The sequence below is a fragment of the Pseudomonas sp. SJZ077 genome, from assembly GCF_007993905.1.
In the GTDB taxonomy this organism is placed as follows: Bacteria; Pseudomonadota; Gammaproteobacteria; order Pseudomonadales; family Pseudomonadaceae; genus Aquipseudomonas; species Aquipseudomonas mandelii.
This window is the reverse complement of the sequence record NZ_VIUJ01000002.1, coordinates 427,718-452,342: the sequence shown is the minus strand read 5'-3', so window position 1 is coordinate 452,342 and position 24,625 is coordinate 427,718. Positions and strand designations below refer to the sequence as shown.

General features: G+C 58.4%; 25 protein-coding genes. 20 read left to right on the top strand and 5 right to left on the bottom strand.

Translation table 11 applies throughout. The annotated features are described in order from the left end of the window. Nucleotides 1-3 precede the first annotated feature (3 nt). The 6 genes from pstA (at nt 4) to FBY01_RS05800 (ending at nt 6,989) form a co-directional block, all read left to right on the top strand. The gene (gene pstA, locus FBY01_RS05825; protein ID WP_077748552.1) at nt 4-1,674 is read left to right on the top strand and encodes a phosphate ABC transporter permease PstA; all 1,671 of its coding nucleotides are present in this window, start codon (nt 4-6) and stop codon (nt 1,672-1,674) included. Between the two features lie 95 nt (nt 1,675-1,769). After that, nucleotides 1,770-2,603 carry a phosphate ABC transporter ATP-binding protein PstB gene (gene pstB / locus FBY01_RS05820; protein ID WP_010465315.1) on the top strand — a complete coding sequence of 278 codons (834 nt, stop codon included), beginning with the start codon at nt 1,770-1,772 and terminating at the stop codon, nt 2,601-2,603. Between the two features lie 120 nt (nt 2,604-2,723). Then, a complete protein-coding gene (gene phoU, locus FBY01_RS05815; RefSeq protein ID WP_008150055.1) occupies nt 2,724-3,485 on the top strand; it encodes a phosphate signaling complex protein PhoU in 762 nt (253 codons plus the stop codon). Between the two features lie 167 nt (nt 3,486-3,652). Beyond that, nucleotides 3,653-4,603, top strand: a complete 951-nt coding sequence (locus FBY01_RS05810) for a response regulator (RefSeq protein ID WP_010465313.1) — start codon at nt 3,653-3,655, stop codon at nt 4,601-4,603. Nucleotides 4,604-4,856: 253 nt separating this feature from the next. Further along, nucleotides 4,857-5,927 carry a hypothetical protein gene (locus FBY01_RS05805; protein WP_145306520.1) on the top strand — a complete coding sequence of 357 codons (1,071 nt, stop codon included), beginning with the start codon at nt 4,857-4,859 and terminating at the stop codon, nt 5,925-5,927. A gap of 165 nt (nt 5,928-6,092) precedes the next feature. After that, entirely contained in the window at nt 6,093-6,989 is an 897-nt protein-coding gene (locus tag FBY01_RS05800; RefSeq protein WP_077748554.1) for a peptidoglycan DD-metalloendopeptidase family protein, read from the top strand. Nucleotides 6,990-7,166: 177 nt separating this feature from the next. Here the strand turns inward: FBY01_RS05800 and FBY01_RS05790 are convergent, their stop codons facing one another. The 3 genes from FBY01_RS05790 to phoB form a co-directional block, all read right to left on the bottom strand. Further along, the gene (locus tag FBY01_RS05790) at nt 7,167-8,507 is read right to left on the bottom strand and encodes a hemolysin family protein (RefSeq protein WP_010465310.1); all 1,341 of its coding nucleotides are present in this window, start codon (nt 8,505-8,507) and stop codon (nt 7,167-7,169) included. 123 nt (nt 8,508-8,630) lie between these two features. Continuing rightward, nucleotides 8,631-9,917: a phosphate regulon sensor histidine kinase PhoR gene (gene phoR / locus FBY01_RS05785; protein ID WP_256664398.1), complete on the bottom strand. Its 1,287-nt coding sequence runs from the start codon at nt 9,915-9,917 to the stop codon at nt 8,631-8,633. An 81-nt stretch (nt 9,918-9,998) separates the two neighbouring features. Then, nucleotides 9,999-10,688 (bottom strand): phosphate regulon transcriptional regulator PhoB, encoded by a 690-nt coding sequence (phoB, locus tag FBY01_RS05780; protein WP_008150066.1) that lies wholly within the window; start codon nt 10,686-10,688, stop codon nt 9,999-10,001. 152 nt (nt 10,689-10,840) lie between these two features. Here phoB and FBY01_RS05775 point away from each other — a divergent pair, with 152 nt between their 5' ends. Continuing rightward, nucleotides 10,841-11,227, top strand: coding sequence for a hypothetical protein (locus tag FBY01_RS05775; protein ID WP_145306524.1), 387 nt, complete (start codon nt 10,841-10,843; stop codon nt 11,225-11,227). Between the two features lie 56 nt (nt 11,228-11,283). On the opposite strand, the gene ubiA is transcribed toward FBY01_RS05775, so the two are convergent. Then, entirely contained in the window at nt 11,284-12,174 is an 891-nt protein-coding gene (gene ubiA / locus FBY01_RS05770) for a 4-hydroxybenzoate octaprenyltransferase (protein ID WP_145306526.1), read from the bottom strand. Continuing rightward, complete coding sequence (locus FBY01_RS05765; RefSeq protein ID WP_145306528.1) at nt 12,174-12,737, bottom strand: chorismate lyase; 564 nt, start codon at nt 12,735-12,737, stop codon at nt 12,174-12,176. The genes ubiA and FBY01_RS05765 overlap by 1 nt, the downstream gene beginning before the upstream one ends. A 202-nt stretch (nt 12,738-12,939) precedes the next feature. On the opposite strand from FBY01_RS05765, the gene FBY01_RS05760 reads away from it, so the two are divergent. From FBY01_RS05760 to tssG, 13 genes are all read left to right on the top strand, one after another. Further along, entirely contained in the window at nt 12,940-13,107 is a 168-nt protein-coding gene (locus FBY01_RS05760) for a rubredoxin (protein ID WP_010465298.1), read from the top strand. Between the two features lie 22 nt (nt 13,108-13,129). After that, on the top strand, nt 13,130-14,278 hold the full coding sequence (locus FBY01_RS05755) for an NAD(P)/FAD-dependent oxidoreductase (RefSeq protein ID WP_010465297.1): 1,149 nt from the start codon (nt 13,130-13,132) through the stop codon (nt 14,276-14,278). 192 nt (nt 14,279-14,470) lie between these two features. Next, nucleotides 14,471-14,746, top strand: coding sequence for an HU family DNA-binding protein (locus FBY01_RS05750; RefSeq protein WP_003213368.1), 276 nt, complete (start codon nt 14,471-14,473; stop codon nt 14,744-14,746). 649 nt (nt 14,747-15,395) lie between these two features. Then, nucleotides 15,396-16,952: a type VI secretion system protein TssA gene (gene tssA / locus FBY01_RS05745; RefSeq protein ID WP_102594561.1), complete on the top strand. Its 1,557-nt coding sequence runs from the start codon at nt 15,396-15,398 to the stop codon at nt 16,950-16,952. 32 nt (nt 16,953-16,984) lie between these two features. Next, nucleotides 16,985-17,488 carry a type VI secretion system contractile sheath small subunit gene (gene tssB, locus FBY01_RS05740; protein ID WP_010465292.1) on the top strand — a complete coding sequence of 168 codons (504 nt, stop codon included), beginning with the start codon at nt 16,985-16,987 and terminating at the stop codon, nt 17,486-17,488. 29 nt (nt 17,489-17,517) lie between these two features. Next, a complete protein-coding gene (gene tssC, locus FBY01_RS05735) occupies nt 17,518-18,993 on the top strand; it encodes a type VI secretion system contractile sheath large subunit (protein ID WP_010465290.1) in 1,476 nt (491 codons plus the stop codon). Between the two features lie 14 nt (nt 18,994-19,007). Continuing rightward, the gene (gene tssE / locus FBY01_RS05730; RefSeq protein ID WP_008150080.1) at nt 19,008-19,415 is read left to right on the top strand and encodes a type VI secretion system baseplate subunit TssE; all 408 of its coding nucleotides are present in this window, start codon (nt 19,008-19,010) and stop codon (nt 19,413-19,415) included. 10 nt (nt 19,416-19,425) lie between these two features. Beyond that, nucleotides 19,426-19,932, top strand: coding sequence for a PAAR domain-containing protein (locus FBY01_RS05725; RefSeq protein WP_077748559.1), 507 nt, complete (start codon nt 19,426-19,428; stop codon nt 19,930-19,932). Between the two features lie 5 nt (nt 19,933-19,937). After that, entirely contained in the window at nt 19,938-20,690 is a 753-nt protein-coding gene (locus tag FBY01_RS05720) for an alpha/beta hydrolase (RefSeq protein WP_145306530.1), read from the top strand. 26 nt (nt 20,691-20,716) lie between these two features. Next, complete coding sequence (locus FBY01_RS05715; protein WP_256664396.1) at nt 20,717-20,995, top strand: hypothetical protein; 279 nt, start codon at nt 20,717-20,719, stop codon at nt 20,993-20,995. Between the two features lie 363 nt (nt 20,996-21,358). After that, nucleotides 21,359-21,865 (top strand): hypothetical protein, encoded by a 507-nt coding sequence (locus FBY01_RS05710; protein ID WP_256664397.1) that lies wholly within the window; start codon nt 21,359-21,361, stop codon nt 21,863-21,865. Continuing rightward, the gene (gene tssF / locus FBY01_RS05705) at nt 21,855-23,642 is read left to right on the top strand and encodes a type VI secretion system baseplate subunit TssF (protein WP_145306534.1); all 1,788 of its coding nucleotides are present in this window, start codon (nt 21,855-21,857) and stop codon (nt 23,640-23,642) included. Before FBY01_RS05710 ends, tssF begins: the two co-directional genes overlap by 11 nt. After that, nucleotides 23,606-24,613, top strand: a complete 1,008-nt coding sequence (gene tssG, locus FBY01_RS05700; protein WP_010465275.1) for a type VI secretion system baseplate subunit TssG — start codon at nt 23,606-23,608, stop codon at nt 24,611-24,613. The genes tssF and tssG overlap by 37 nt, the downstream gene beginning before the upstream one ends. Nucleotides 24,614-24,625: the final 12 nt, after the last annotated feature.

Sequence of the window (24,625 nt, the reverse complement as noted above, 5' to 3'; positions counted from 1 at the left end):
TCTGTGAAACAGAACTCCCTGAAAGGATGGTTCAAGAGCGGCGCCCCAGGCGTCTGGATCAGCGGTGGCGCGGTGTCCATCGCGGTCATCATGACCATTGGCTTGCTGGCGGTGATTGCCGTGCGCGGTCTGGGCCACTTCTGGCCGGCAGACCTGGTGCACGCCAGTTATGACGTGCCGGGCCAGGCCAACCACCTCGTCATCGGCGAAGTGGTGCAGAAAGAAGAAGTGCCGCGCGAGCGCTTGAAAAGCGCTGGTCTGCCGGTGCCCGATCAGGGCCCGGAGTTCATGACCCGTGAGCTGATCAAGGTCGGCAACCGCGACCTGAACGGCAACGACTTCACCTGGATCGTCGGCGAGTGGCTGACCAACCAGAAGACGCCGCCGGAGCTGATGGCCGTCGAGCGTCGCGAGTGGGGCAACTTCTACGGCTACCTGGTCAACGTCAAGCAGGACGGCAAAGTCATTGCTGAGGGCGAAGCCGCATGGCCCGAGTTGCAGGCCCGTGTCGATCGCGTGAACAAGCTTGCAGCACAGCTCAAGACCCTGGAAAAAGCCGACATTGGCGCGATCAACGCCGGTCTGGAACGTGTGCGTCTGCACGGTCGCAAACTGGAACTGGCCGGCCAGCTCGACGCCGCCGCGCAAGCGGACATGGAATCCGAGCGCGCTGAGCTCAATGCTCGTTATCAGGACATCGAAGCCCGCCTGAATGACCTGCACGCCCAGTTCAACCGCGACAGCCTGACCGCCCGCGATGCCAACGGCAAAGAGATCGAGATCGGCATCGGCAAAGTGGTCCGCGCCTATCAGCCGAACGCCATGGGCACCTTCACCAAGATCGGCTTCTACGTCAGCAAGGTCTGGGAATTCCTCAGCGATGACCCGCGTGAAGCGAACACCGAGGGCGGGATCTTCCCGGCCATTTTCGGCACCGTCATGATGACCTTGATCATGGCGATGATCGTGACGCCGTTCGGCGTGTTGGCGGCGGTTTACCTGCGTGAATACGCCAAGCAGAACGCGTTGACCCGGATTATCCGCATCGCGGTGAACAACCTGGCGGGCGTTCCGGCAATTGTCTACGGCGTGTTCGGCCTGGGCTTCTTCGTCTACGTACTTGGCGGTTCGGTTGACCGGTTGTTCTTCCCGGAAGCGTTGCCGGCGCCGACCTTCGGTACACCGGGTTTGCTTTGGGCGTCCCTGACCCTGGCGCTGCTGGCGGTGCCGGTGGTGATCGTGGCCACGGAAGAAGGCCTGGCGCGGATTCCTCGCACCGTGCGTGAAGGCTCGTTGGCCCTCGGCGCGACCAAGGCTGAAACCTTGTGGAAGATCGTGCTGCCAATGGCCAGCCCGGCAATGATGACCGGCATGATCCTCGCCGTGGCGCGCGCCGCCGGTGAAGTGGCGCCGCTGATGCTGGTGGGTGTGGTGAAACTGGCACCGTCGCTGCCACTGGACGGCAACTACCCGTACCTCCACCTGGACCAGAAGATCATGCACTTGGGCTTCCATATCTATGACGTCGGCTTCCAAAGCCCGAACGTCGAGGCCGCGCGGCCGCTGGTGTACGCCACGGCGCTGCTGCTGGTGCTGGTGATCGCCACGTTGAACCTGTCTGCCGTTTATATCCGTAACCATCTGCGCGAAAAATACAAAGCTCTAGACAGCTAAAGCCATTAGCCACAAGCGGCAAGTTATAAGCCGCTTTTGCTCAAAACTTGCAGCTTGCAGCTAGAAGCTTGCAGCTACGAACGGAGTGAGACCCCATGCAGCACGAAGCACATACCCACGGCATCAACATGTCTGCCTTGGGCCGCGACAAACAGAGCTTGAGCCTTGAACAGGAAACCGTGGCCATCGAAGTGCCGGGCCTGAACCTGTTCTACGGCGACAAACAAGCGCTGTACGACGTCAGCCTGAACATTCCGAAACAGCGTGTGACCGCCTTCATCGGCCCGTCCGGCTGCGGCAAGTCCACGCTACTGCGTACCTTCAACCGCATGAACGACCTGGTCGACGGTTGCCGCGTAGAAGGTGAAATCAACCTGTACGGCCACAACATCTACCGTAAGGGCGAAGACGTGGCCGAACTGCGTCGTCGCGTCGGCATGGTGTTCCAGAAGCCGAACCCGTTCCCGAAAACCATCTACGAAAACGTGGTGTACGGCCTGCGCATCCAGGGCATCAACAAAAAGCGCGTTCTCGACGAAGCGGTCGAGTGGGCGTTGAAAGGCGCGGCGCTGTGGGACGAAGTCAAAGACCGTCTGCATGAATCGGCACTCGGCCTGTCCGGTGGTCAGCAGCAACGTCTGGTCATCGCGCGCACCATCGCTGTAGAGCCGGAAGTGCTGCTGCTCGACGAACCATGCTCGGCACTCGACCCGATCTCCACGCTGAAAGTCGAAGAACTGATCTACGAATTGAAATCGAAATTCACCATTGTCATCGTGACCCACAACATGCAACAGGCCGCGCGGGTTTCCGACTACACGGCGTTCATGTACATGGGCAAACTGGTGGAATTCGGCGACACCGATACGCTGTTCACCAATCCGGCGAAGAAGCAGACCGAAGACTACATCACTGGTCGCTACGGCTAGCCGTACAGCTGCAAGCCGCAAGTTTCAAGCGGCAAGTAGGAAGCGGTGCGATATCAGGACTTATACATAACTGCTTGAAGCTTGCAGCTTGAAGCTGGCAACTTTCGCGGAGCGAACCGAATGATTAGTAAAGAAGGCCTTACCCATCACATCTCCGCGCAGTTCAACGCTGAGCTGGAGGAAGTTCGCAGCCACCTCCTGGCCATGGGCGGTCTGGTGGAAAAGCAGGTCAATGACGCGGTGACCGCGCTGATCGAGGCCGACTCCGGCCTGGCCCAGCAGGTTCGCGAGATCGACGACCAGATCAACCAGATGGAACGCAACATCGACGAAGAATGCCTGCGCATTCTGGCCCGTCGTCAGCCGGCAGCATCCGACTTGCGTCTGATCATCAGCATCTCCAAATCGGTGATCGACCTGGAGCGCATCGGTGACGAAGCGACCAAGATCGCCCGCCGCGCCATTCAGTTGTGCGAAGAAGGCGAGGCCCCGCGCGGCTACGTCGAGGTTCGCCACATCGGCGACCAGGTGCGCAACATGGTGCGTGACGCGCTGGACGCCTTTGCCCGCTTCGACGCCGACCTGGCGTTGTCGGTGGCCCAGTACGACAAGATCATCGACCGCGAATACAAGACCGCACTGCGTGAGCTGGCGACCTACATGATGGAAGACCCGCGCTCTATCTCGCGGGTCTTGAGCATTATCTGGGTGCTGCGTTCGCTGGAGCGGATCGGCGACCACGCGCGCAATATCTCGGAACTGGTGATTTACCTGGTGCGCGGCACGGACGTGCGTCACCTGGGCCTCAAGCGCATGAAAGAAGAAGTTGAAGGCACAAGTGGCGAAACCGCTAATGTTCCGGGCAAAGCTGACGATAAGTAAGACTGCCCAAGAAAAACGCCCGGTCCTTTGGCCGGGCGTTTTTGTGTGTGGCTTTCGACTTCAAAAGCAGCACCCGCGAACGAAAAGTCCCGGCGTGACTGAAGGTTTTTGGCAATGTGCCATCAGCAAAACGGTATGCTTGCCGGGATTTTTTCGAGGGGTGATGGATGAGCAAGATCAGTGTGTTGGTGGTGGACGATGCAGCGTTCATTCGTGACCTGGTAAAGAAGTGCCTGCGTAACTACTTCCCGGGTATCCGGACCGAAGATGCCATCAACGGCAAAAAGGCTCAGGCCATGCTGGCCAAGGAAGCGTTCGACCTGGTGCTGTGCGACTGGGAAATGCCGGAAATGTCTGGCCTGGAACTGCTGACCTGGTGCCGCGAGCAGGACAATCTCAAGACCATGCCCTTCGTGATGGTGACCAGCCGTGGCGATAAAGAGAACGTGGTCCAGGCGATTCAGGCCGGCGTTTCCGGCTACGTCAGCAAGCCCTTCACCAACGAACAACTGCTGACCAAGGTCAAGCAAGCGCTGAACAAGGTCGGCAAGCTCGACGCCTTGATGAACGGTGCGCCGACCAAAATGAACTCGGCTTTCGGCAACGATTCCCTGAGCGCATTGACCGGCGGCAAGGCGGCCGTGGTCGCACCTGCAGCGGCGCCGGTCAACCCGTTCGCCAAACCTGCTGCCGCCGCGCCGACCCCTGCCCCGGCGGCGTCTCGCGGTTTGCTCAATAGCCCGCCGGTCAAGGCACCGGGCGCTGCTTCCGCTCCCGCCAGCGGTCGGGGTCAAGGCCAGCTGCGTTTGCCAAGCGGCATTCAGCAGTGCGTGATCAAAGCCTTGAGCATCAAGGAAGCGCTGCTGGTGGTAAAGCGCACCGACACGCTGCCGCAAGTCCTCGACAGCGCCGTGCTGGACCTGGAGCAGGGCGACAACGCTGAAGTCGCCCGCCTCAATGGCTACTTGCACGCCATTGTCGCGTTTGAGCCGAAACCTGACAGCGACTGGCTGCAACTGACCTTCCGCTTTGTGGATCAGGATGCGCAGAAGCTCGACTACATCTCCCGATTGATCGCACGTGGCACGGCGCAGAAGCATTTCGTACCTGGCGCGTAAACTTCACGTATGAAAGGTCGCCCCCGAGGTTGTTCCTGAACAACGCGGGAGGTGACTTTTCTCTCTTTATCGCACTCCCGGTCCGTCTCTTGATCTCACCGCGCTTCTGCGAGCCTCATTTGGTTTGGGCATGAAAATGCTCGAGTGCCGTTCGTCGAAACTGTCATTTATTACAGGTCAAGGATTCGCAGAGTCTCTGTAGCGTATGCCGGAATCACCACAAATCGTGGCGACTCTATGGAGCGGAATGCAAATGAGCAAGATCGTTACACTGCAAGAGCGAAACAAGGCCGTCGAGGCTATTGGAGCGCGTCAGGAACCTCTGCTCCCGGCTTCAATCGACGAAGCAGTGGATGGAAAAATCAGCTACTCCAGCATTGAAAATGGCATGACCGTTCGGTTTCCATTTGTTGATGGCATGAACAAGGGGAGTAGATATCTCCTCAATTTTAGTTCGAGTGACGGGCGCGCCCTTGCATTGTCGGGAACTATCCAAGAAGACAATCAGGATATTGTTGTTTCTCTTTCGGCTGAGCAAGCGCGGCTTTTTAGTGGAAAACTTGTCCTGCAGTACATTTATTTTGATTATCCACCCGACGACCTATTGTCACCCAGTACCTGTTATTGGGTGGAAGGGTGGTTGTATCAGCCAGTTGTCGATGAGGCGGTAGATGGGGTAATTCCCATTTCGGTAGTATCGCAAGGCGTAAACCTGCGAATAAAGTCTGCAATGTCATTGGAGGAAAATGCAGTTGTTTCCGTCTACTGGATCGGCTCCCACAGCAACGCATGTTTCGTGAAGTACCTGATTGTTCAACCAGGTCAAAGCGATGAAGATATTGTCATTTTCGTCGGCCGGGAGTTCCTGGAGCCTAACAAAAACGGGCATGTTCATTTTATTTACACGGTCCATTCTGATCGAGGCACTTGGACGTCACGGCTCATGAAGCTTGATGTGGCAGGCGATCTTGTAATGCCTACGGCACTCTATTGGGCACCGGAGGAAGTAATTTATGGCTCCCCCGCGACCTTATTGAAAATTGATGAAAGCGGCAAGATCCCGATGCGGGTTCCGACACTAGGGATGAGTCAAGGTGATTTAACTTCTTTCATTTTTGTTGGCGCGGAACTTGGGCGCGAATTTGTCTTTCGCCTTCCGGTAACAAGTGCAGATATTGCGCAAGGGTATCAATCGTTCAATCTGCCGATCCCGTTTTCAGTGTTGGCCGGAAACTTTGTAACATTCATGGCTGTTGTTGAGCGGCAGTCGGGTGACACCGTCGGCTCGCCGGTAAACAAACTGTATGTAGAGGAGGACTGGTGATATTGGCGTTCTTGCGCTCAGAGTCCCCGCGATTGCCTGTCGCGGGGACGATTCGCGAAATTGAGTTGGAATGTGGCGCTTGCTGATTTGAAACATCTGCCGACTACCCGGGTCCATTGCAGCTGCTAGGCTCCTTCCCAGGCCTTACTCGACAGACTCTTGCCCATGCTCGCGCGCCTGCTGTTTTTCTGTGGTCTTTTCATGGCCTCCACCTCGGCTGTGGCCATGACGATCTACAAGTCCAAAGACGCCAATGGCGTGGTCTCCTACAGCGACCGCCCCACGAAAGGCTCCCAGGTGTTCGTTTTTCGTGATCGCATGGTCGAGCACCTTGAGCGCCAGGTGTACCTGGAGATCAAGAAGCAGAAGGGCGTGGACAACGTGTACGTGCGCAACGACCTGTATGCGCCGGTCGAGATCGAGCTGAGTTTTGCCGGGTTGAGCAATGTCAGCGGCGCGCCGAGCCGACCGATCCGCCGGGTGATGCCGGCCCGCAGCAACATCCGTCTGGCGCTGCTCACGGCGACGAAGGCCGGAAGGCCGCTGGCGTACACCCCAAGGTTCGAATATTCCCTGGGCGACCCTTCAGGGGCTGCCATGGCCTATCGGTATCCGCTGCCCTGGCGTGGTGGGCCGTTTCGCTTGAGTCAGGGTGCCAACGGCCAATACAGCCATTTCGGCGCCAAAAACCGTTACGCCATGGACATCGCCATGCCCGAAGGCACGCCGATCATTGCGGCGCGGGGCGGGGTGGTGGTGAAAACTGAAAATGCCCAGACCGGACGTGGCACCGATCCTTCAGGCAATTTCGTGCGGGTGCTGCACGATGACGGGACGATGGGCGTGTACCTGCACCTCAAGCAAGGTTCGGTGGGCGTTCGCGAGGGGCAACGGGTAGCGGTGGGGAGTGCGCTGGCCCTGTCGGGCAACACCGGCAACAGCAGCGGGCCGCATTTGCACTTCGTGGTGCAGCGCAATACGGGGCTTGGGTTGGTGTCGATTCCGTATCAGTTCAATCAGCCGGTGGGCGCGTTGCCCAACTTTGCGTTGGGCAAGCAATAGCCGGATCAGCACGATTACTGTGGCGAGGGAGCTTGCTCCCGCTGGGCTGCGAAGCGGCCCCAACGCCTGCAACCGCACACCGCATTCATCGGTTTACGACTGCTACGCCCTGGCGCGGATCGGCCGGCGCGAGCAAGCTCTCTCGCCACAAGAGCTCGCTCGCCGCCGGTGTCGCGCTTAATCGAGCATCAACACCTTGGCCAGAATGATCTTCGGCCCTTTCATTTTCTTGATGATGATCCGCAAGCCTTCGACTTCCAGCACTTCTTCCTCTTCCGGCACCCGCTTCAGGGTTTCGTAAATCAGCCCGGCGAGGGTTTCGGCTTCGATGTGGTCCAGGTCGATGCCCAGCAGGCGTTCGACCTTGAACAACGGCGTATCACCGCGCACCAGCAGCTTGCCCGGCTGGTACGCGAGAATGCCGCGCTCAGCCTTGCGGTGTTCGTCCTGAATGTCGCCGACCAGCACCTCAAGCACGTCTTCCATGGTCAGGTAGCCGATGATGTTGCCATCGGCTTCTTCGACCAGGGCGAAGTGCGAGCCACCCTTGCGGAACTGCTCCAGCAACTGCGACAGCGGCATGTGCCGCGACACGCGTTCCAGCGGCCGGGTCAGTTCGGCGAGGTTGAATGACTCGGGAATGTGGTCCAGGGCCGCCAGTTCCAGCAGCAGATCCTTGATGTGCAGCAAGCCGACGAACTCTTGGCGATCGCTGTCGTACACCGGATAGCGGCTGAACTTGTGGCGACGGAACATCGCCAGGATTTCCTTGAGCGGCGCGTTGAACTCCAACGTCACCAGGTCTTCACGGGAGTTAGCCCAGTCGACCACCTCCAGCTCGCCCATTTCCACGGCGGAAGCCAACACACGCATGCCTTGGTCGCTCGGGTCCTGGCCACGGCTGGAGTGCAGGATCAGTTTCAGTTCTTCACGGCTGTAATGGTGTTCGTGATGCGGGCCGGGTTCACCCTGGCCGGCGATCCGCAGGATGGTGTTGGCGCTGGCGTTGAGCAGGTAGATCGCCGGGTACATGGCCCAGTAGAACAGGTACAGCGGCACTGCGGTCCAGAGCGACAGCAACTCGGGTTTGCGAATGGCCCAGGATTTCGGGGCCAGCTCACCGACCACAATGTGCAGGTACGAGATGACGAAGAACGCAGCGAAGAACGATACGCCTTTGACCACTTCGGGCGACTGCACGCCGACGGCTTCAAGCAGCGGCTCCAGAATGTGCGCGAACGCCGGTTCACCGACCCAGCCCAGGCCCAGGGAGGCGAGGGTGATACCCAATTGGCACGCTGAGAGGTACGCATCGAGCTGACTGTGAACGGTGCGCAGGATGTGTCCGCGCCAGCCGTTTTTCTCAGCGATGGCCTCGACCCGGGTCGAGCGCAATTTGACCATGGCGAATTCCGCCGCAACGAAAAAGCCGTTGAGCAAAACCAGGATCAGAGCAAAAAGAATCATGCCGAAATCGGCGAAGAGTGTCGCGAGGGTCAAGCCAGGGGAAGGGTCCATGATGGAGTTTTGCGGGTTCCGTGTATTCGAATAGGGGGTCAATGCGGTGCCTGAAGGGCAGGCACAAGTCAGCCAATGTAGCGGCTGACCGGGCGATTGCCTAGTGGCGAGTGCTGGCCGGTATCAGTCGGCGGTGCTGATGACCCGGGTTTTTGTGACCTGAGCGGGCGCGAAATGGCAGGTAAAGGTGCTGCCGTGGCCCGGCACGCTGCTGATTTCCATCCGTGCGCGGTGGCGCAGCAGCACGTGTTTGACGATTGCCAGGCCGAGGCCGGTGCCGCCGGTGTTGGAATTGCGGCTGGAGTCGACGCGGTAGAAACGTTCAGTCAGGCGCGGCAGGTGTTTGCTGTCGATGCCGATCCCGGAATCCTGCACGCTCAGGTGCGCGCCTTGCTCATCGCCCCACCAGCGAATGCGGATATTGCCTTCGGCCGGGGTGTATTTCACTGCGTTGAACACCAGGTTGGAAAACGCGCTACGCAACTCGGCTTCGCTGCCCTTGAGCAGGATCGTCGGATCAGCTTCCAGAGTGATGTGCTGGTTTTTCTGGCCGGACAACTGCCGGGCGTCGCTCGTGATCGATTGCAGCAAGCCGTCGATGGCCACGGGCTGGTTGTCCGAGGGGTAATCGGTGGCTTCCAGTTTGGCCAGCAGCAACAAGTCGTTGAGCAAGGTCTGCATGCGCCCGCCTTGCTGCTGCATTTGCTGCAAGGCACGGGTCCAGCGCGGGTTCACTTCCTCGGCGTTATCCAGCAAGGTTTCCAGGTAACCGCAGATGACCGTCAACGGTGTGCGCAGTTCATGGGAGACGTTGGCGATGAAGTCTTTGCGCATCTGTTCCAGCTGATGGATACGCGTCACATCGCGCACCAGCATCAAGTGTTCGTTGTTGCCGTAGCGGGTGATGTACAGCTGAATGCGCAGACGATCGTTGATCGGCGAAGGGATTTCCAGCGGTTCGGCGTAGCTGTCCTGCTCGAAATATTCCTTGAAGCGCGGATGGCGCACCAGGTTGGTGACCGGCTGGCCGCTGTCTTGCGGCGTCTTGAGGCCAAGCAGTGTTTCGGCGGCGCGGTTCCACCACTCAAGGTTGCCCTCGCTGTCGAGCATGATGACGGCGTCTTTCAGCGCGGCAGTGGATTCCTGGACCCGATCGATCACCGCTTGCAGGCGTCCGCGCACGCGTTGGTCGCGACGTTGCAAGTGGTAGATGCTGTCGAACACTTCGCCCCACAGGCCATAGCCGTCGGGTGGTGCCTCGTCGGGTTTGTGCAGCCGCAGCCATTCGTGCAGCCGCAGCAATTGCTTGAGGGTCCAGGCCAGGTAAAGGCCCAGGCCCGCGGCGAGGCTCCAGCCGTAGTAGCCGGTAATCAGGCCGATCACCAGACACCCGGTCACCAGCAACAGCATGTGGCGGATCAGGGTGCCATGCCAGTTTTGGTTCAATTGAACACGCGTCCTTGTCAGCTTGTCGGGCGGGAAAGCTCTTGGTCAGGCTTTGGTAGAAAAGCGGTAACCGGTGCCGCGCACGGTTTGTACCAGATTCTCATAGGCATCACCGAGGGCTTTGCGCAGACGGCGGATGTGCACGTCGACGGTGCGCTCTTCGACATACACGTTGCCGCCCCAGACCTGATCCAGCAACTGGCCACGGGTGTAGGCCCGTTCCTGGTGAGTCATGAAAAACTGCAGCAGACGATATTCGGTCGGGCCCATCTCGGCGGGTTTGCCGTCGATGGTCACACGGTGGCTGATCGGGTCCAGCAGCAGGCCGCCGACTTCGATCGGTGTCTCGCCATCGGTAGGACCGGCACGGCGCAGCACGGCTTTGAGGCGCGCCACCAGTTCACGGGGGGAAAACGGTTTGGTGATGTAATCATCAGCGCCGACTTCCAGCCCCTGGATCTTGTTGTCCTCTTCGCCCTTGGCGGTGAGCATGATGATCGGGATGTCCCCGGTCAGCTCATCGCGCTTGAGACGGCGAGCCAGCTCGATACCGGACGTGCCGGGTAGCATCCAGTCGAGCAGGATCAGGTCCGGTTTGCGGTCGACGATGATGGCATGGGCCTGTTGGGAGTTCTCGGCCTCCAGGCAGTCATAGCCGGCCATTTCCAACGCAACGGCGATCATTTCGCGAATGGGCGCTTCGTCGTCGACGATCAGAATGCTCCTGCCAACCATGCCTTAATCCTCTTGTCATTTAACTGTCTTGCGCCGCATTAGATAACGGAATTATTGCAGTCGTGTGACAGCAATTTAGCAGGTCGGCGGTGGTCATGATCCTGAACTAAGCTCTAAGTCCGAATCCTGACAACCACAAAAGGAAGGTTTCCATGAATCACATTGCTCAATCCTGGAAGGCATTGTTAGTGACTGCAGCTCTAACGCTGCCGACCATGGCCTTCGCCGCCGACCCGGCGATGATGAAGGACGGGATGATGGTCGACCACAAGGGCATGACCTTGTACACGTTTGACAAGGACAGCGGCGGCAAGTCGATGTGTAATGACGATTGCGCCAAAAACTGGCCACCCATGATGGCTCCGGCGGGTGCCACGGCCGCTGGCAAGTGGAGCGTCATCAAGCGCGATGACGGCACGAGCCAATATGCCTACGACGGTAAACCTCTTTACACGTTCGTGAAGGACAAAAAACCTGGCGACATGGTGGGCGACAAAATGAAAGACGTCTGGCACGTTGTTCACGAGTCGCAAAAGTAGACGACTCAACGCCTGTAGCCGTTGCCGACACATAGCGTCGGCAACGGCTTGGGCGGTCAGCGAGTGGCGTAATCCAGCACAATCCCGACAAAAATCGCCAACCCGGCCCAGTGGTTGTGCAAAAACGCCTTGAAGCAACGCATCCGGTCCTTGCCGCGGGTGTACCAGAATTCCCATGCGAAACAGCCCGCCGCCGCCAGCAATCCCAAGTGGAACCAGCCCCCGAGCTCGAATGTCGATCCTGCCAGCAACAGACACCCCAGCGCCAAGCCTTGCAACGTCAGAATGATCACCCGATCCGCATCGCCAAACAGAATGGCGGTGGATTTCACGCCAATCTTCAAGTCGTCGTCGCGGTCGGTCATCGCGTAGTAAGTGTCGTAGCCCACGGTCCACAGCAGGTTGGCGATCCACAGCAACCATGCCGCTGCCGGCAGCTCGCCGGTTTCGGCGGTGAACGCCATCGGCATGCCCCAAGAGAACGCCGCGCCCAGTACCACTTGCGGATAATAGGTGTAGCGCTTCATGAACGGGTAGCTGAAGGCCAGCGCCAAACCGCCGAACGACAACCAGACCGTGGCCGCATTGGTGCACAGCACCAGCAGGAAACTCACGCCCATCAGCACCGCGAAGAACACCAGGGCTTCTTTGGAGCTGATCTTGCCGCTGACCAAAGGGCGCTGCTCGGTGCGCTTCACGTGGCCGTCGACCTTGCGATCCGCCCAGTCGTTGATCACGCAACCGCCCGCACGGGTCAGGACCACGCCGAGGACGAAAATCACAATGTTGGCCAGGGATGGCGAGCCTTTGCCGGCAATCCACAGCGCCCACAGGGTCGGCCACAGCAGCAGATAGATGCCGATCGGCTTGTCCATGCGCGTCAGCTGAATGAAGTCCCAGGCCCGAGGGTTCAAGCGGTTCAGGGACTTGAGCAGGCTCTGGTACATCAGCAGTTCTCCGGGTGGGCGCGGGCGGCGAGCCACAAGGTCGGCAGGAAAATTTCAGCCACCAGCACGCTCAAGGCGCCACGGTCGAACCGCGAACGACGGCCCCACAGTTCGGGGGCCCGGGACGCCAGCGGCAGCCATTCCTGAGGATAGTGACAAACCTCGATGGCGCGACGCTGGAACGCCTGATCGCAAAACAGCAACTCACCCAACGAGCGGCTACCCAGTTCATCCATGTGCAAGCCGTCGCCCTGCAAGGCGCTGCGCGCCGCCACGCTACGGGCAAACACCCAGGCTTCGCCGTGCCCCCGCAAATACACCTCGCGCACCCAGCCTTCACTGCCTTCCTCCAACTCCAGCGCAGCACATTCGTCGGCGCGCAGCGTTTGCCAGCCTTCAAACAACGGCGTGACGCTGAAGCCGTCATTCGACAAGCGGATCAGGCGTCGGGTCAGGGAGCCTTCGTCGAACAGCCAGTCGAGGGTAGACGTGTCGGGGAGGGGCGTCAGTTGGCTTTGAGGGAGCCACAGCGGGGTAGCGGAGGGGAATTTTGAGTGCGGCACAGTGAGTCATTATTGGCAGCAAATGAGGCGGCGAGCTTAACATGTCAGCCAGCGATTTTGATTGATCGGGGCCGCCGTTGCGCGGAACGCGCTTGCATCTGCCGGGCCCGATCAGTACAAAACGCCCCTGAGCCGGACGGCAGCGCTCCAACCATCGACCGTTCGCGCCGGCAATAAGCCTGAATCCTGAGGAAGTACCTGAATGAAAAAGTGGCAATGTGTGGTCTGCGGCCTGATCTATAACGAGGCCGAGGGCTGGCCGGACGACGGCATTGCGGCGGGCACGCTGTGGCAGGACGTGCCGGAAGACTGGCTGTGCCCGGACTGCGGCGTCGGCAAGATGGATTTCGAAATGATCGAAATCAACTAACAAAACACCAGAGGAGTAAGGAATGAACGCACCTGTCGTGATCGTCGGCACCGGGCTGGCTGGTTACAACCTGGCCCGGGAGTTTCGCAAACTCGATAGCGAAACCCCGTTGCTGCTGATTACCGCCGATGACGGACGCTCCTACTCCAAACCGATGCTCTCCACCGGTTTTGGCAAAAACAAAGACGCTGACGGCCTGAGCATGGCCGAGCCGGGTGCCATGGCCGAGCAATTGAGGGCCGAAGTGCGCACCCACACGCGCATCAGCGGCATCGATCCGGGCCACAAGCGCCTGTGGATCGGTGAGGAAGCGGTCATTTATCGCGACTTGATCCTGGCCTGGGGCGCGGAAACCGTGCGGGTGCCCATCGAAGGCGATGCGGCGGATGTGGTGTTCCCGATCAACGACCTGGAAGATTACGCCCGCTTTCGCGCCGCAGCGGCAGGCAAACACCGGGTGTTGCTGCTAGGCGTCGGCCTGATCGGTTGCGAGTTTGCCAATGACCTGATCCTCGGCGGCTACGAGGTGCAACTGGTTGCACCGTGCGAGCAAGTCATGCCGACCCTGCTGCACCCGGCGGCGGCTGCTGCGGTGCAGGCCGGGCTGGAAAGCCTGGGGGCGCGTTTCCACCTGGGGCCGGTGCTCAACCGCTTGCAGCACGTCGCAGACGGCGTGGAAGCGCATCTGTCCGATGGTCAGGTGATTGCTTGCGACGTGGTGGTCTCGGCCATCGGCCTGCGTCCGCGTATCGATCTGGCGGCTGCGGCCGGTGTGCAGGTCAATCGCGGCGTGATGGTCGATCGCCACCTGAAAACCTCCCACGCCAATATCTACGCCTTGGGCGACTGCGCCGAGGTCGATGGGCTGAATCTGTTGTACGTCATGCCCCTGATGAGCTGTGCGAGAGCGCTGGCGCAAACCCTCGCCGGCAACCCCACCGCCGTGAGTTATGGCCCGATGCCAATCACCGTGAAAACCCCGGTCTGTCCGTTGGTGGTTTCGCCACCACCACGGGGCGCCGAGGGTGTCTGGACCGTTGAAGGGCAGGGCGCGGACATTAAAGCTTTATGCCGCGATGCCAGCGGAAAACTGCTCGGTTATGCCCTGACAGGCGCGGCGGTGATGGAAAAACTGGCCCTGAACAAAGAGCTTCCGGCACTGCTGGCGTAAATACCGGTCGTTCTGTCGGAATCACCCCGCTTTTGCCCCTACAAAGGTCGCGCCGAGACTGGCGCGGCTCTTCCGTGCGTGCCATTCTCACTCCCGTCTGCCGCAGAGTAGAGCATCTGCGGCGCTTTGGGCGCTGTTCCAACGAGAACAGCACGGACATAACAACAAAAAACCGTCAAAGGGGCTTCACTAATGCGTAAACCAGAACTCGCCGCTGCAATCGCTGAAAAAGCAGATCTCACCAAAGAGCAGGCCAACCGCGTTCTCAACGCCGTTCTCGAAGAAATCACCGGCGCTCTGCACCGCAAAGACAGCGTCACGCTGGTGGGCTTCGGTACCTTCCTGCAACGCCACCGCGGTGCCCGCACCGGCAAAAACCCGCAAACCGGTGAACCTGTCAAAATCAAGGCCAGCAATACTGTCGCGTTCAAGCCAGGCAAATCGTTGAAAGACAGCGTTAATCCGTAATTGCGGCGAACTCCCTGAATAATGGGGAGAACCGTATTGAAAAATGGGCATACCGATTAATTCGGATGCCCATTTTTTATAGGCGCTGTTCCAATGTGTATATATGCCGGGATGGACTGATTAATACACTCTGGAAAACTAATGCTCACTTGTTCGCTGTTTCAAGTCCTTCACTGATATCCCCCGATATATTAAGTGCCATCATGGCGATGGCACTTTTCTGCGTCTCCGTTGTCGCGCCTCATTCTTTTCCATGATGACCACAACCTTTCGGACGATTCCTACATTCATTGTCTTTTATTGTTGGCATGCTCTACGTCTATGAGGGGAAAATGTTGCCAACAAATCGGCGCATCCCTCTCGGGGCGCTCTGGCTCAGTGCTTTCAGGGGTTGCCGTAAGAGCGTGAATATTAAATCGGCATCGGGGAATCCCCTGTCTCATATAGGGAAACCTCTTACACGCAATAAAGCGCACTTCGTCTTGTTGTTTAATCGGATGCTTGCTAGTGGCCATCATCGTGAGTACGATGCGCGCACTTGAAAGAGCACGAACTCAATTGGATGAGACTCATCGCAGCTCTTTGATACTGTCCCGCGCCGCTGCAACTGCAATTGGCGTTCGACCGTAATCCTAATTAAAGGCCATGGATGTCCTACTCAAGCAAACTTTCCGCTCATTACCTCGAACTCGCAAAAGCCTCTGTTTCCAAAGAGAATTTCGCGGGCGAGGACGTTCGCTTTTCGAGCGAATATGAGGCACTGGAAAGCGAGCTGGCGAAAGCCTCGTCCATGCACGAAAGCGGTCAGATCGACTGGCTGAAAATCCGCGAAAACAGCGAAAACCTGCTGCGCACCCAGTCCAAGGATTTGCGGGTCGGCGCCTGGCTGACGTGGGCCTTGTACCAGCGCGAATCGTTCCAGGGCTTGCTGGCTGGCCTCGGGTTGCTGCACCACCTGTGCGAGAACCACTGGGCTGACCTTCACCCGAACAAGGCCCGCACTCGCTCCGCCGCAATCAGTTGGCTGGTGCCGCGCCTTGAGCAGGTGCTGACCGAGAACGTCGCGATCAAAGAGCAGTTGCCGATGTTCCGGCGGCTGGTCGAACATCTGGAAGGCCTCGATGCCGCCTGCACCGAGCATTTGGGTGACGATGCGCCGCTGCTGCTGCCGATCTCCCGCCGTCTGAAAAACATGGTGCAACGCGCCGCCGACAACCAGCCGGAACCCGGCGTGGTTGGCGCCGCAGTGGCCCAAGTCAAACAGGCCGCGACGCAGCTGTTCACCCCCGGCGCACCGATCGACAACGAAAAAGAAGCCCACAAGGCCCTGCGCGCCCAGCAGGAAAGTGCCCGTCCGTTGTGTGCCTGGTGGCTCAAGCAGAAAGCCACTGATCTGCGCGCCCTGCGCCTCAATCGCACGCTGCTGTGGCTGCCCATCGACGCAGTGCCCGAGCGTAACGCCGAGCAAATCACCGTGTTGCGCGGCTTGCCCGCCGACAAGCTCAAGGCCTATCAGGACCGCTACGATCAAGCCAAATACGCAGACTTGCTGGTGGAACTGGAGGCGAGCCTGGCGAAGGCGCCGTTCTGGTTCGATGGCCAGCGAATGGTCTGGGAGTGCCTCCAGGGCCTGAACGCCGAGATGGCAATGCGCGAAGTGGAAATCCACTTCGCGCTTTTGATTCAGCGCCTGCCCGGCATCATCGAATTGCGTTTCCACGACGGCGCGCCGTTCGCCGATCCGGCCACCCGCGCCTGGATCAGCGCCAACGTCATGCCGCACCTGCAAAGCGCCAGTGCGCCGCGCAAGGTTGAAGTCGCCGACAGCCAGCCAGCCTGGGAAGTGGCCCTCGAAGAAGTCCTGCCGATCCTGCGCAAGGACGGCCTCAAGGCCGCCGTGCAGATCCTCAAGCAGGGGCTGCAAAGCGCCCAGGGCGGACGCGTCCGGTTTTTCTGGCAGTTCGCCCTCGCGCGGCTGTGCTTCATGGCCAAGAAATACGAACTGGCCAAGACCCAACTCGAAACACTCGACCAAACATTACAGGACTCAGGCCTGAACGCCTGGGAGCCCGATCTTGCGCTGGAAGTGCTGCATTTACTGCATAGCTGCTGCGAGTTGTTGCCGCAGAACCATGCCGTACGTGAACGCAAGGAAGAGATTTATCGCAGGCTGTGCCACCTCGATCTCGAAGTGGTACTCGAATAGGCCCCAGGGCCACAACCGCAAGGAGAAAAGCCATGGCCAAAGAAGGCTCGGTAGCCCCCAAGGAACGCATCAACGTCACCTTCAAACCTGCCACCGGTGGTGCACAGGAAGAGATCGAACTGCCGTTGAAACTACTGGCAATCGGTGACTACACCCACCGCAAGGACGAACGCAAAGTCGAAGATCGCAAGCCGATCAGCATCGACAAGATGACGTTTGACGAAGTGCTGGCCAAGCAAGAGCTGAGCCTGACACTGAGCGTACCGAACCGTCTTCAGGAAGAAGGTGACACTGAAGAACTGGCCGTGAAACTGCGCGTCAATTCGATGAAGGACTTCAACCCGGCCTCGCTGGTCGAGCAAGTGCCTGAGCTGAAAAAACTGATGGAACTGCGCGACGCGCTGGTGGCCCTCAAAGGCCCACTGGGTAACGCGCCTGCGTTCCGCAAAGCCATCGAAGGCGTTCTCGCCGACGACGAATCCCGCGGTCGCGTACTGGGTGAGCTGGGCCTGAACGCCGCAGCCCAGGACGCCTGAGTCTCCATCAGCCTAAGGAAGCCAACACCATGAGCACTAGCGCAGCACAGCAAAAGAACAAAGAGAGTGGCGAATACAGCATTCTCGACAGCATCATCGCCGAAACCCGCCTGACGCCGGACGACGAAGCCTACGACATCGCCAAGCGCGGTGTGTCGGCCTTCATCGAAGAGCTGCTCAAGCCGCAGAACAACGGTGAGCCGGTCAAGAAAGCCATGGTTGACCGCATGATCGCCGAGATCGATGCCAAGCTCAGCCGTCAGATGGACGAAATCCTGCACCACCCTGACTTCCAGTCCCTGGAATCGTCGTGGCGTGGCCTGCAGTTGCTGGTCGACCGCACCAACTTCCGCGAAAACATCAAGATTGAAATCCTCAACGTCTCCAAAGAAGACCTGCTGGACGATTTCGACGATTCGCCGGAAGTGATGCAATCGGGCCTGTACAAGCACATCTACACCGCTGAATACGGTCAGTTCGGTGGTCAGCCTGTGGGCGCGATAATCGCCAACTACTTCATGTCCCCAAGCTCGCCGGACGTGAAACTGATGCAGTACGTTTCCAGCGTTGCCTGCATGTCCCACGCGCCGTTCATTGCGGCTGCCGGCCCGAAATTCTTCGGCCTGGAAAGCTTCACCGGCCTGCCGGACCTCAAGGATCTGAAAGATCACTTCGAAGGCCCGCAATTCGCCAAATGGCAGAGTTTCCGCCAGTCGGAAGACTCCCGTTACGTTGGCCTGACCGTGCCGCGTTTCCTGTTGCGTAACCCGTACGACCCGGAAGAAAACCCGGTTAAATCGTTCGTGTACAAAGAAACCGTCGCCAACAGCCACGAGCACTACCTGTGGGGCAACACCGCCTACGCGTTCGGCACCAAGCTGACCGACAGCTTCGCCAAATTCCGCTGGTGCCCGAACATCATCGGCCCACAGAGCGGTGGCGCGGTTGAAGACCTGCCGTTGCACCATTTCGAAAGCATGGGCGAAATCGAAACCAAGATTCCTACGGAAGTTCTGGTTAGCGACCGTCGTGAATACGAACTGGCCGAGGAAGGCTTCATTTCCCTGACCATGCGCAAAGGCTCCGACAACGCGGCGTTCTTCTCCGCGAGCTCGGTGCAGAAGCCGAAGTTCTTCGGCATCAGCGCAGAAGGCAAGGCCGCAGAGCTGAACTACAAGCTCGGCACCCAACTGCCGTACATGATGATCGTCAACCGCCTGGCTCACTACTTGAAAGTGCTGCAGCGCGAGCAACTCGGTTCGTGGAAAGAACGTACCGATCTCGAGCTGGAACTGAACAAGTGGATCCGCCAGTACGTGGCCGACCAGGAAAACCCAAGCGCCGAAGTCCGTGGCCGTCGTCCACTGCGCGCTGCCCAGATCATCGTCAGCGATGTCGAAGGCGAGCCTGGCTGGTACCGCGTCAGCCTGAACGTGCGTCCGCACTTCAAGTACATGGGTGCCGATTTCACCCTGTCGCTGGTTGGCAAGCTGGACAAAGAGTAAGAGGAGCCTGAGTCATGACTGGATACGGCAGCCTTTTCGAACGCCTGGGTGGCGACGCGGACAAACGCGTCGGCTGGAGCCGCGAGGTCTCCGCCATGGCGTCCGTGGCTGCCCATCTGGCCAAGATGCTCAGCACCCGTGCGGGCAGCGTGCAAACGCTGTCCGATTACGGGCTACCCGATCTCAATGACATGCGTCTGAGCCTGCACGACTCCCTGAGTCAGGCCCGTCTGGCCATCGAAAATTTCATCGAAGCCTACGAGCCACGCCTGAGCAATGTGCGTGTCATCTCCCTGCCGCGTGATCACGATCAGCTTCGCCTGTCCTTCAGCATCGAAGGCCTGCTGGAAGTTGATGGTTTCAAGCGCCAGGTCAGTTTCGCCGCGCGCCTGGATGGCAGCGGTCAAGTCAAGGTCAACTAAGGAGATTCGTATGTCCGGCAAACCCGCAGCACGTGTCACCGACCCCACCGCTTGCCCGCTCCCCGGCCACGGCACCAACCCGATCGCCGCCGGTTCCGGCGACGTCTTCTTCGACGGCCTCGCGGCCGCCCGCCAAGGCGATGCCTCGGCGTGTGGTGGTGCGATGTCGGGCGGATTGGCGACGACGGTTTTGATCAACGGCAAACCGGCTGCGACGGTGGATTCCGTCGGGACCCATGGCAACAAGGTTACAGCTGGGTCCGGGACGGTGATTATCGGGAATTCGCATTCGCCGGTGCCGTTTGTGGCGCCGTTGCCTTTGATTCTGCCTGGTTTTGATGAGCAATTTGTCCTGACTGACAAAAGCGGAGCGCCTATGGCAAACCGTCGATATCTCTTGGTCCGAGAAAATGGTCTTCAAGAAGAAGGCGTTACTAGTGATACAGGTTTGACTCATCGAGTGACGCGGCACGCGAGTGCGGAAAAAGTCGATATCTACGTTGCATCAGAGGATTGATGCAAATGACGACAGACGTGTTGGAAACATCAACAGGGATATTTAAAAAGGTTGCTTCGACCAGCAGTACTGCTACTGCGGACAGGACACCGAAACATATCGTTCTGGAAGAAGGTCTGACTGTTTATCTCGGTGGTGCTGGGATGGCCGGTGGGTATATTGATGACCAGATTAAGTCACTGCGTATGGTGGGTATTAGTGGCGCAGTAGTAGGGCGTAATACTGAGGGTCAATATGCTGATGCTGTTGCTGGCGTCAATAAGCACCGTTACAGGCTTAAGAAAATTAACGGCATGTCGGACACTGGACCGTATAGCGTTGAGGCGGACTGGAGTCTGAAGTCGTTAGGCGTTAGCCGATCTTTTCCAACCGGAGGGCAATTTAATCTTATTGGTTATTCCTTTGGATCGCTGGTAGCCGCCCAATCTGCTCTTTATTACGCAGATAAAGGGCAGGCCGTTGATTATCTTGTACTGATAGGTTCTCCAATTTCTGAAGAAATGCTTGGGGAAGTTAGGCAGCAATCCCTGATCGAGCATGTAGTCATTCTTGACTTGAAGGAGCATGGCGACCCTATTCATGCAGGCATGTCATTTTTTGACTTGGCTGAGCATGCTCCTTTGCTCGGCTCGCAGATGACCGAGTCCAGCGAGCGTAAAGAAGGTGTGGGACATTTTTACTACGGTATTGACGGTCCTTCAGGTGAGCAGCGCCGACTAGAGCTGGCAAAGTTCCTCTATGCACAGGGCTTGCGTTGATGGGTAGCGCAAAAACAGTCAGAGCAATGATCATCATCGCAAACGCTTTGATCGCACCGTTTGCATTGTTCGAAATTTATGCGGTTATCCGGTTCGGGTTTGCGGAGCCTTATAGTTATTTGCTTTCCGTTCCGCTGGGAATTATCTCGTTCTTGCTATTACAGTTCGCTATTGGTTATGGAGTGGTTAAAGGGTGGATGGCCTGCAGAATGCCCGGTAACTATTATTTGCTCGTGCTTTGGATAATCGGTTTGCTGGTGTTGTTCGTGCTTCCGAAGTTTTTTTCAGGTGGGCCGATGTCGTGATTAGTTATGAAACTAACCCCATTCCAAAGATTGCGCTTGAGCTGCTGCATTCGAAAGATTTGGTCGTGTCGAAAATTCTTAAAATGATCAACTATTTTTATTTTTTGACCTCCGCGGTTTTTCTGTTGATGTCGTGCACTGATCCGAAAACTAAGTGGTCAATAGCTGGGGTTGATGTCTACGGAGGCTTATTTGTTTTTTGTATGTTTTTTTATATTCCGATGATGGCGTTTTCTTTTTACTATTTTGTAAGAGCGCTAATGAGTTTCTTCAAATATAAACGCTCGCACGATGGCTTTTCGTTCTTGGTTTCCTCCGTTGTAGGTGTTGTTGCTCTTTACAGTTTCAATCACTGGGTGTTCAGTGAAATTTACTAACGATTCGGCGCAGAACATTCGAAAAAGCGAATGCTGCGCTAATCCAAATTTTTTCAGAGTAGCGCTCTGGTCTCCGCTCCTGGTGATGTTGGCTTTGACACTGGTCGAGCAGGGCGACGAATACGCGGCGGTTCTGGACTGGCAACAAATGCTGTTGATCTACGTTCTCTCATTCGGAATCCCGGCCTACATCGCATTTGCCCTGTGGGCAATGCGAGCACTGAACGGAAAAACCGAACAGCAGATTTTGAAAAGCGTGTGGCGCGCACCACTGACCTTCATCCCTTTTTACGCTGTCCCGTGGGTGATTTATGGGTTGGCCCATGTGCTTTTGGGGAGCCTTGCCGGGTTCCCGATGATGTTTGGCTGGCTGGCTGGCTTTTTTACCGTACCTCCTCATTGCGGGCTACGTGGTTTCCGGTCTGACAGTCGCGCTCTACAGGACAGTTTTTTCATGAGATCCACCACCAGGAAGGTACCCCGTGTCCTTTAACCACTACTACCAAAGCGAACTCACCGCACTTCGCCAGTTAGGTCGTCGATTCGCCGAGCGTAGCCCGGCGTTGGCGCCTTTCCTTGGCCAGGCCGGGCGAGATCCGGACGTGGAGCGGTTGCTTGAGGGCTTCGCTTTCCTGACCGGTCGCCTGCGGCAGAAGCTCGATGACGAGTTGCCGGAGCTGAGCCATTCGCTGATGCACTTGCTGTGGCCGAACTACATGCGGCCGTTGCCGGCGTTCAGCATTTTGCAGTTCGATCCGTTGAAGCGTTCGGGTCCTGCGTTGATGGTCGAGCGCGACACGCCAGTCGAGAGTGTGCCAATCGACGACGTGCGTTGCCGTTTCCGCACGTGCTACCCGACCGAAGTCTTGCCGCTGGATCTGGCTGCGCTGAATTACTCGGTGAAGGGCGACGGCTCGCTGTTGAGCCTGCGTCTGGAGATGAGCGCTGACGGTCATCTCGGTGAATTGGAGCTGAGCCGCCTGCGCCTGCACTTCGCCGGCGAGCGTTACATCAGCCAGATGCTCTACCTCAGCCTGCTGCGCAATCTGGAAGGCATCGAGCTGATTCCGCTGGACGGCGCCGGTAAACCCATCAATGGCGTCAACGGCCTGCCGATGGCATTCAAGATGCCTGGCGACCGTGTGCAGCCGGTGGGGTTTGCCGAAGAAGAAGCGTTGATCCCGTACCCGCTGAACACCTTCCGCGGCTATCGCTATCTGCAGGAATACTTCGCCTTCCAGGACAAATTCCTGTTCGTCGACGTCAACGGTCTCGACATGCTCAAGGCATTGCCGGAAGACACGCTCAAGCAAATGCGCGGCCTCGAATTGCGCTTCGACATTCGCAAGAGCGGCATCATGCGCATGCGTCCGACGCTGGACAACGTGAAGCTCTACTGCACGCCGATTGTGAATCTGTTCAAGCACGACGCCTTGCCGATTCGCCTCGACGGCAAGCAAGACGAATACCTGCTGCTGCCCGCCGAATTCGATTTGCAAAACTGCGGCGTGTTCTCGGTGGAAACGGTCACGGGATGGAAGCCCGGTGGCCTCGGGTATCAGGAATACGTGCCGTTCGAATCGTTCGAGCACGACCCGAGCTTCGACGTGCCCAACAGCCGTCCGCATTACAGCATCCGCCAGCGTTCGTCGCTGTTGCACGACGGCCTCGACACTTATTTGAGCTTCGGTATCCGCCACACCGAAGCCCACGAAACCCTGTCGATCGAGCTGATGTGCACCAACCAGAACCTGCCCAAAAAGCTCAAGCTCGGCGACATCAGCATGGCCTGCGAAGACACGCCGGAGTTCCTGAGCTTCCGCAACATCACCCCGGCCACACCCAGTTACGCGCCGCCGCTGAACCGCGACTTTCTCTGGAAGCTGATCAGCAACATGTCGCTCAACTATCTGTCGCTGGCCGACGTCAACGCGTTGAAGGTGATTCTGGAAACCTACGACCTGCCGCGCTACTACGACCAACACGCTGAAAAAGTCAGCAAACGCCTGCTCGGCGGGCTCAAGTCGATCAAGCACAAACACGTCGACCGGTTGCACCGAGGGTTACCGGTTCGCGGGTTGCGCACCGAACTGACCATCGACCCGGAAGGGTATATCGGCGAGGGCGACCTGTTCGTTTTCGCCTCGGTTCTTAACGAGTTTTTCGCGCTTTACGCCAGTCTCAATTCGTACCACGAGCTGCGAGTAAAAAGCACACAGGGAGAGGTGTACCAATGGACACCACGTATGGGCCTTCAGCCGCTTCTTTAAGCGGGCTGACCCGAGGAATACGCGAGTACTCGCTGTTTCAGGCCGTCCTGCTGGTGGTTGACCGGCTGCGCGAGGCCCACCCGCACCTGAGCCAGGACGATCTGTACGATCAGCTCGAATTCCAGGCCAACCCGAGCCTGGGTTTCCCTGGCAGCGACGTCGATCGCGTGGAGTTTTTCCACGAGCACGGGCAGATGCGCGCGCGCCTGCGTTTCAACCTGATCGGCCTGGTCGGTTCCGGCTCGCCACTGCCGGCGTTCTACGGTGAACAGGCCCTGGGCGACAGCGAAGACGGCAACCCGACCCGCAACTTCCTCGACCTGTTCCACCATCGCCTGCAACGGCTGATGCTGCCGATCTGGCGCAAGTACCGCTACCGCGCCAGTTTCGAGAGCGGCGCACTCGATCCGTTTTCCTCCCAGCTTTTTGCCCTGATCGGCCTTGGCGGCGAAGAGATCCGCAAGGCCCAGGAACTGAACTGGAAGCGTCTGCTGCCGTACCTCGGCCTGCTCAGTTTGCGGGCGCACTCGGCGGCGTTGATCGAGGCGGTGCTGCGTTACTACTTCAAGCACGCTGAACTGACCATCGAGCAGTGCATCGAGCGTCGCGTGGAGATTCTCGACGAGCAGCGCAATCGTCTGGGCCGCGCCAACAGCCTGCTTGGCGAAGACCTGGTGCTGGGCGAGCACGTGCGCGACCGCAGCGGAAAATTCCGCATCCACATCCGCGAGCTCGACTGGCAGCGCTTCCACGAATTCCTGCCGATCGGTTTCGGCTACCAGCCGCTGTGCGCGCTGGTGCGGTTCACCCTGCGTGACCCGCTCGATTACGACATTCGCCTGGTGCTGCGCCAGGAAGAAATCCGCGAACTGCGCATCGGTGAGCAAAACGCCTGTCGCCTGGGATGGACCAGTTGGCTGGGCCGCGAAAAAGCGGACGGCGTGGTTACCCTGGGCAGCAAAATTCATTAAGGACAGATGACC